The following is a 7319-nucleotide window of genomic DNA, read 5'->3' on the forward strand; positions in this document are numbered from 1 at the left end:
TCACGCAGCGCTACGTGCGGCATTGGGGATGCTGATTACCACCTACGCTCGACTGGGTGCGGCGGGTAACGCCATGAGCGTGCAAGAGATCAACAATCTGCTGGTCGAAGCATTGACCTTGACCAATGAAATGGCCGCCAACGCCACCACTTCCAAGGCACAAAACAACGAACAAAAAAATGTCACTGCAGATTTGCAGCATCAAGCTGACGTCATCAAAGGCAGTGGTGCGCTCAAAGAATTCACCGAACCGCATCTGGCCATCGCCAGTCAAGCCGGACTCCTGATGACAGCGCCAAAGTCAGCGCATCTCTACAGCGGTAAACACATTGCGCTGACCAGCACTGATCATATTTCATTCACCAGTGGCGGTGGCATCTACGCTTCCACCAAAGAACAGTTTTCGGTCTTCGTCCAAAAAGACGGCATGCGCATGTTTGCCAATGCAGGTGATATCCGTGTACAGGCACAGAGTGGCAATATTGAACTGATTGCGCAGAAAGTTTTCGACATTATCAGTACGACGGACTGGATCAATCTGAAAGCCAAGACCGGTATCCGCTTGCAGGCTGGTGGCAGTGAATGGGTGATTGATGCGACGGGCATTATTGGTCGCACATTGGGTGATCACACCGTATGGTCAAAACCGATGGCAACCATGGGGCCGATGGCCGTGCAGCAGCAATTCCAACAATTTCATCAAACGATATGCAAAGAATGTATGGAAGCGGCGATGAAAGCTAAATCCGCTCTCGCCGCGCAAAAACAATAATCATCGATAAGGAAGTGACCATGTACCACGGCGTCGATCCACACCATCCAGAATTACAAAGTCAAATCGTTACCGCCATTAGCAACACCATTGCCGAGCATGAAGCACAACAAGGCAAGCTACATGCCTATGCGCTAGTCGATGGCGTCTACGACAAAGCACTAGGACTGCAACTATGGGAGAACAGCCAGCAAAGCGATACCGGCGTTGTCTCGCTGTATGGTGACTCGAGCATCAGCGGTTACGAAGAAGTCTCGCCATTTTTGATTCGTCTCGGTAAAAATAATTTACCGCAATTACTCGCCTATGGACAAGGCAAACCCATGCTCAGCTTCTTGCAGACGCCGTTATCACTGACAGCGCTGCAACGCCACTTTGCACCATTTTTGCAAGTGCATACGCCATCGGATCGCCTGCGTTTTGTAATCCGCTTTGCCGACACCTTAAACACCTTAAATATTTTAGAAACACTTAGCGAAACACAACTGGAAGCTTTCCGTTTTGGTTTCACTGCATGGCATGTGATCAATCGCAAGGGTACGCTCACCACCATTGCAGGGACATATGTGGATGCGGCTTCTTATGCAGCAACGGAGATCGGCGAAGCCAATGCAATCGATATCACGAATAGACAATATGGGCGTTTAGTGGCTGATACTGAGGCAGATACCATTCTGTGCAGTCTGGCAGAAGAAGCGCAACAACTTATTAAGGGGCGCAAAGCATCTGTGCTCTACAACATGATCAGTAATTTATTAGGAGAGATGACCCTGCGTGGCATCAACAGCGAACCAGAACGTTATGCATTGATGATGAAGGCCATTACATTTTCAGATCGCACCTATGCGTTGGAATTGTTAGATCAGGCGCAAAAAATTGGCGTTGAGGCTGCATTGCGTCGCTCTTCCGCACCTTAAGAAGCCCATTCGCAAATCGTTTTAAGAAAGAATTTTATGCTTCATAAACTTTGCGCTTATCTTATTTTAATCATTTCCATCTTACTCATTAACGGATGTTTCTTGAAAACGACAGCCTGTGGTTTAGGCGGTGGAGGGACACGATGCGGTTCAGATAATTATCAATCATCAATTTGGGATGACATAACAAGTAAACACAGAAAACCTCTAGAAATTCTTCCTGACACTCCTGAGAATTTTCCAAATAACTACAGGATTATTTTTAATAAATCTCAATATGTTGAGAATGGCGTATTGCACCATTATGTTTTACTAGACATGAGTGTTTTACAAAAAGAATCACTGTCATTTTTAAAAATGAAAGGCAATTTCTTTAAAAAGATACAAGACGGTAATGAAGTACCCGAACCAAATCGTATAAACGCCATTTTGATTGATGTTGATGCGCTACCGGCTGGTGCCAAAGAAGAGATTAAGATTTTGACAGAACCAGTTGAAGGAAAATACTTTGTTAGCCGCTTAGAAAGTTATGTTGACCTAGAACCATTAGCTAATCATTTAGGAAAACTGATTAGCGCCCGCTGTGTCCCGCCAGTGCTAAATTCCTCTTTTTGCAGTACCGGGAATTATTTCGATAGTCGTGTAATTGAGGACTTACCAAATATTTACACAGCCGAGCAATGGAGTGTTTTATCGGGCCCTATCGAACACTGGCAATATATTAACCGTAAGGGTATTTACACCAATATCCCTGTTTCAAAACTAGTTTTGCCAGAAAATTTATTCAACTCAAAACCAGTTTCTGATTCAAATTTAACTTTTATAAGTGCAATGAGTTTAACTGAAATTCAAAGAGGAAAAATTAGGGATCTGACTGAGCCGGATCGAATAATTCACATGGTCAGCTTAGAGTATCCAGAGCTATTACAAGGAATTTCCCCATACAAACAATACACAATCGCACAAGATGCATTGCAACAGATAAATTATCGTGATGATGACATTCCACGAATCAAAGCCCTTGTATTGCCATTGATAAACATACAGGCACAACGCGAGGGAATTGACAGGAGTGAATATGTTTCAAAACATAAATCATTATTGCGTTACAAAATACCTGTGACAACTGTCAGTATCGGTTGCTATGTGCATGATGGGGCTGGCGATATTATCTCCTACTCTATACAGAAGCCTTTTAGTGAAGAAGTGATAAGCGCTTTACCTTGTCGTCGTAATGCTTATTACGGCGGTCTTTTCACATTGCCAGATCAATGGACTCCTGGGATAAGTGTCAAAGTACGATGGAATCGGCCTATTGAAGGAATAGATAACTGGATAGAAAAAAATGTCGCCATAGAAAAATATGACATCCCAAAAACTGCGACGGTACATTTTTTTGCAAATGACGAAGTGCGATTAATTTCCTCAAATAAGAACCAATGGCGCTGAGGATCCAAGTATCAATAATTTTTCATTCAATAACCGACTACAAAGAAAATTTTATGCGTATCAAATACTCTTTATTATTAGTCGCTGCTCTCGCATTGAGTGCTTGCAGCACAACACCTAAAAACACTGAAGACCTGTCGAAATACACCGCGATGAAAGTGGTCAATGTGCCGATGGCATACGTTAGCCTAAATTGCTATGGGCATGATGGGGTTGACTACATTGGCTCTTACTACGTCCAAGAACCATTTAGTAATCGCATGGTAAGTGGGCTAAGTTGTGGGGGGCTTGTTGCTGCTGGCTATATGCTACCAAAACAATGGCAGCCGGGCATGAAAGTTAAAGTTCGCTGGAAACCTAATGGACGCGATTGGATAGAAAAAACTACTACGATCAGAAAGTATGAAGAAGCCGGGAACATTACAGTACATTTTTTTATTAATGATGAAGTTAGAGTGGTTTCATCAGCACGTTATGCTGCAGGTAACCCTAAGCATCCAATTTTAGATAGTGTAAAAATTGCTCCACCAGAGGAAGAGTAAATGAGCTCAATTCAATCAGCACCTTTATCTATAAGTAATAGCGCGGAAGCTATCATGATGCCGAACACGACTGATGTGGCATGTTGCAAGCTCAAATGATTTTTCACAGAACATTTAATGAAGGAAGATCAATGCGCATCAAATACTCATTATTATTAGCCGCTGCTCTCGCATTGAGTGCTTGCAGCACACAGAAAAACACTGAAGACCTGTCGAAATACACCGCGATGAAAGTGGTTAATGTACCGATGGCATACGTGAGTCTAAATTGCTTTGCACATAAAGGCGTTGGCTATATCTATTCATATTCTGTACAAGAACCATTTAGTAAGCGTATGGCAAATGGACTAGATTGCGGCGGTACGGTTGCTGCTGGCTATATGCTCCCTAAACAATGGCAACCTGGCATGAAAGTTAAAGTTCGCTGGAAACCTAATGGACGCGATTGGATAGAAAAAACTACCACTATCAGAAAGTATGCGGAGGCAGGAACATTATATGTTCACTTTTTTCAAAATGATGAAGTACGAGTAGTTTCTTCTCCTCTATATGGCTCAGAAAGTCCCTTACATCCAATTCTTAAGGATGTTGTTATTGCCCCACCGGAGGAAGAATAAAATGAGCGGATCAATTCTATCGGCACCTTTGTCTATAAGTAATAGCGCGGAAGCTATCATGATGCCGAACACGACTGATGTGGCATGTCGCAAGCTCAAATGATTTTTCACAGAACATTTAATGAAGGAAGATCAATGCGCATCAAATACTCATTATTATTAGTCGCTGCTCTCGCATTGAGTGCTTGCAGCACAACACCTAAAAACACTGAAGACCTGTCGAAATACACCGCGATGAAAGTGGTGAATGTGCCGATGGCGTATGTGAGTCTACGTTGCTATGCGCACGATGGCGTTGGCTATATCTATTCATATTCTGTGCAAGAACCATTTAGCAAGCGGATGGCAAATGGGTTAAGTTGTGGCGGTCTCGTTGCCGCTGGTTATATGCTTCCTAAACAATGGCAACCGGGTATGAAAGTCAAAGTTCGTTGGAATCGTCCGATTAAGGGTAAGGATAATTGGATAGAAAAAACTACCACTATCAGAAAATATGACGAGGCAGGAACTCTATATGTTCATTTTTTCCAAAATGATGAGGTGCGAGTAGTTTCATCGCCACTGATAGGCGCGCTGAATCCCAATCATCCTATCGCCCCAACTATCAAAGTTGCTCCACCAGAGGAAGAATAAAAATGACCGCTAAAATTCGATCCGCACCTCTGTCAATATTTGATCGCGCCGAAGCCTGCATGATGCCGGATACTACTGACGTAGCTTGTCGCATACTCAAAGAAGGTAAGCCAACCACCGATATTCCTCCGTGCCAGAAAAACGTCAATATTGGAGTATTTTTCGATGGCACAAACAACAATATGATTCGTGATGAGCCAATTGGCAGTCATACCAACGTCGTTAAATTATATAAAGCGCACAAATCTTTCGATGGCGATGGCAATTTAAAAGTTGTTGGGCATTACAAAATCTACGCTCCGGGTGTCGGCACACGCTTCCCAGAAAATAATGAACTACGTGAAGATTCAGATGGGAAAGCGTTTGGCTGGGGTGGACAGGCTCGTATCATATTCGGATTGCTACAAGTTTACAATGCAGTACATCAAGCCTTTAATGATGACATACAGATGTTTAATGACCAAGCCATTAGCGCCAAACTCAAGCAATACACAAAAGATGTGGAAGGTAACGACTCCTTACGCGATCCTCACGAAACACGTGATACACGTCGTACCTGGTTTAAAAAAATTACCGACGAATTAATCAAGAAACGTAAAGAAAAAGATCAACCATATATCCCTAAAATCACATTAAACGTGTTTGGCTTTTCGCGCGGGGCAGTACAAGCACGCGCATTCTGTTATTGGTTTAACGATGTTTTAGTCGATGGTATGTTTGCTGGTATTCCGGCAGAGATTAATTTTCTGGGCATATTCGACAGTGTTTCGTCAGTGGGCACTAACAGTTCGATGAAGCTTACCTTACCCGTTCCCTTCACTGGCCACGCTGGCTGGTCTGGTGAGATTTTGAAACCCCTACCCGGCTGCGTTAAACAAACTGTGCATTACATCGCCGCCCATGAACAACGCATGAATTTTCCAGTTACCCGTGTCACTGGTCAAAATGTGACGGAAGTCATGTATCCCGGCGTGCATTGTGATGTGGGTGGTGGTTATGGGCCAAAGGAACAAGGTAAAGCAAAGAGTATGGGGCAATTAATATCGCAGATACCGCTGCTGCATATGCACAAGGCGGCCGTCACTGCGGGCGTGCCGTTGTTACCGTATTGTGTAATGGATGATCGTCTCAAGAAAGATTACGACATCGACAGCGATCTAGGTACTTCATGGAGTGCCTATATGGCAGCCTTTAAGGAAGCGTATAAAGGCGATGAAAAAGTTGATCCGAAAGACCCCAATGTACTGACCGATGATTTTCACAAGATGACACAAAAGCATATGGGCTTGTTTTATGCGTATCGAGAGCAATATCTCAATGATTTTAAAGCGGTGCCATGCTATCGCCCTTCAACCCCTCAAGAGCAGGAAGATGCCTATAGCTACAACGACTATTTGAAAATCGATTTGGCAGCATTACGTTTGCGGATTTTCGAACAAGGGAAAATGATGACTCCTTATGACGCGAGTGCGCAGCAACGCGACTATGCACTGGTCGATCCAAGTTACCCGCGTCACAATAGTTGGCTCTACTATCGCTATAAAAATAAAACACCCGTCAGTAATGATGAACTGTGGGCGTTGAAAGAGTTTGAAAACCCGATGGTCGGTTACGGTGCCCCTTTCTTATCGTTATTGACCCATCAGGTACACGATTCTTTGGCCGGATTTTATTTATCTGGCTACATCACGAATGAAGAAAAAACCGAACAAGTTTTGAAATTCGCTAAAGGAAAAGCACCAACGACACCCTATAACAGTCAAGTATGGTCGAATTTTCAGGCATTGCCAGATGATACGAAAAACATTATTTATTCCCGCGTTAAAACGTTGCAAGCCGCCGATGATGCTCCGGGTTATCGCCTTGATGTAGAAACTGCAAAGGAAAAGGCAAGCGAACAAACTGTGTTTAGCCCAGATGAGCAAGCAGCACTTCTCAAAGACAAAGATGGAAATGAGCTATTCCCAATTCAAAAAGATTCGGACAATTTAGAGTTGCGCCCATCCGCCACACTCGCAACGCAAACCTCTACCCGACGTGAAGGGGGCGGTTATTTGCTCCTGAGAATGGTCTATTAACTAGACTTAACAGGACAAAATATATGTCTAAGCTTCTTAATAAAGCTAAGCCGTCTTCGCTGACCCAGCTGAATGTTGCAGATGAAAATAATGCCAGCTGGGACGATGGAATTAAGGCTCCAACGCAGATGCCATCTAGCACTGGCCTGTCATCTCAAGCCCAGACAGATATAAGGGAGCGAGACAAGCATATCGACGCCCTCGCCAGCCGAGCCGCCGAACCGTCATCGCACATCAACGAACGTTTAGCGCTCATCCTTGCTGCCCGTAACCCCTTGTATGAAGCCGCCAAACCCATCCTGTTGACTTTG

At 43.9% G+C, this 7319-nt stretch carries 8 protein-coding genes; all 8 read left to right on the forward strand.

Annotated elements, in window-relative coordinates:
* A partial coding sequence (locus GEV47_RS19365) for a DUF2345 domain-containing protein (protein WP_194270597.1) occupies positions 1 to 772 on the forward strand: 772 nt, incomplete at its 5' end.
* A gap of 20 nt (positions 773 to 792) precedes the next feature.
* The gene (locus GEV47_RS06070; RefSeq protein ID WP_153233855.1) at positions 793 to 1689 is read left to right on the forward strand and encodes a DUF4123 domain-containing protein; all 897 of its coding nucleotides are present in this window, start codon (positions 793 to 795) and stop codon (positions 1687 to 1689) included.
* 102 nt (positions 1690 to 1791) lie between these two features.
* Positions 1792 to 3138, forward strand: a complete 1347-nt coding sequence (locus tag GEV47_RS06075; RefSeq protein ID WP_194270598.1) for a DUF3304 domain-containing protein — start codon at positions 1792 to 1794, stop codon at positions 3136 to 3138.
* 53 nt (positions 3139 to 3191) lie between these two features.
* Positions 3192 to 3680, forward strand: coding sequence for a DUF3304 domain-containing protein (locus tag GEV47_RS06080; RefSeq protein WP_194270599.1), 489 nt, complete (start codon positions 3192 to 3194; stop codon positions 3678 to 3680).
* An 80-nt stretch (positions 3681 to 3760) separates the two neighbouring features.
* Entirely contained in the window at positions 3761 to 4297 is a 537-nt protein-coding gene (locus tag GEV47_RS06085) for a DUF3304 domain-containing protein (RefSeq protein ID WP_153233858.1), read from the forward strand.
* Positions 4298 to 4432: 135 nt separating this feature from the next.
* Entirely contained in the window at positions 4433 to 4930 is a 498-nt protein-coding gene (locus GEV47_RS06090; RefSeq protein ID WP_194270600.1) for a DUF3304 domain-containing protein, read from the forward strand.
* Positions 4931 to 4932: 2 nt separating this feature from the next.
* Positions 4933 to 7008 carry a T6SS phospholipase effector Tle1-like catalytic domain-containing protein gene (locus tag GEV47_RS06095; RefSeq protein ID WP_153233860.1) on the forward strand — a complete coding sequence of 692 codons (2076 nt, stop codon included), beginning with the start codon at positions 4933 to 4935 and terminating at the stop codon, positions 7006 to 7008.
* A gap of 23 nt (positions 7009 to 7031) precedes the next feature.
* The coding region (locus GEV47_RS06100) for a hypothetical protein (protein ID WP_153233861.1) at positions 7032 to 7319 on the forward strand (288 nt) is incomplete at its 3' end.

Source organism: Glaciimonas soli, from assembly GCF_009497155.1.
Classification (GTDB): domain Bacteria; phylum Pseudomonadota; class Gammaproteobacteria; order Burkholderiales; family Burkholderiaceae_D; genus Glaciimonas; species Glaciimonas soli.

Excerpts from the sequence above, each read along its gene's own strand:
- GEV47_RS06070 (WP_153233855.1), top strand. The coding sequence starts at position 793 with ATGTACCACGGCGTCGATCCACACCATCCAGAATTACAAAGTCAAATC.
- GEV47_RS06080 (WP_194270599.1), top strand. The coding sequence starts at position 3,192 with ATGCGTATCAAATACTCTTTATTATTAGTCGCTGCTCTCGCATTGAGT.
- GEV47_RS06085 (WP_153233858.1), top strand. The coding sequence starts at position 3,761 with ATGTTGCAAGCTCAAATGATTTTTCACAGAACATTTAATGAAGGAAGA.
- GEV47_RS06090 (WP_194270600.1), top strand. The coding sequence starts at position 4,433 with ATGCGCATCAAATACTCATTATTATTAGTCGCTGCTCTCGCATTGAGT.
- GEV47_RS06095 (WP_153233860.1), top strand. The coding sequence starts at position 4,933 with ATGACCGCTAAAATTCGATCCGCACCTCTGTCAATATTTGATCGCGCC.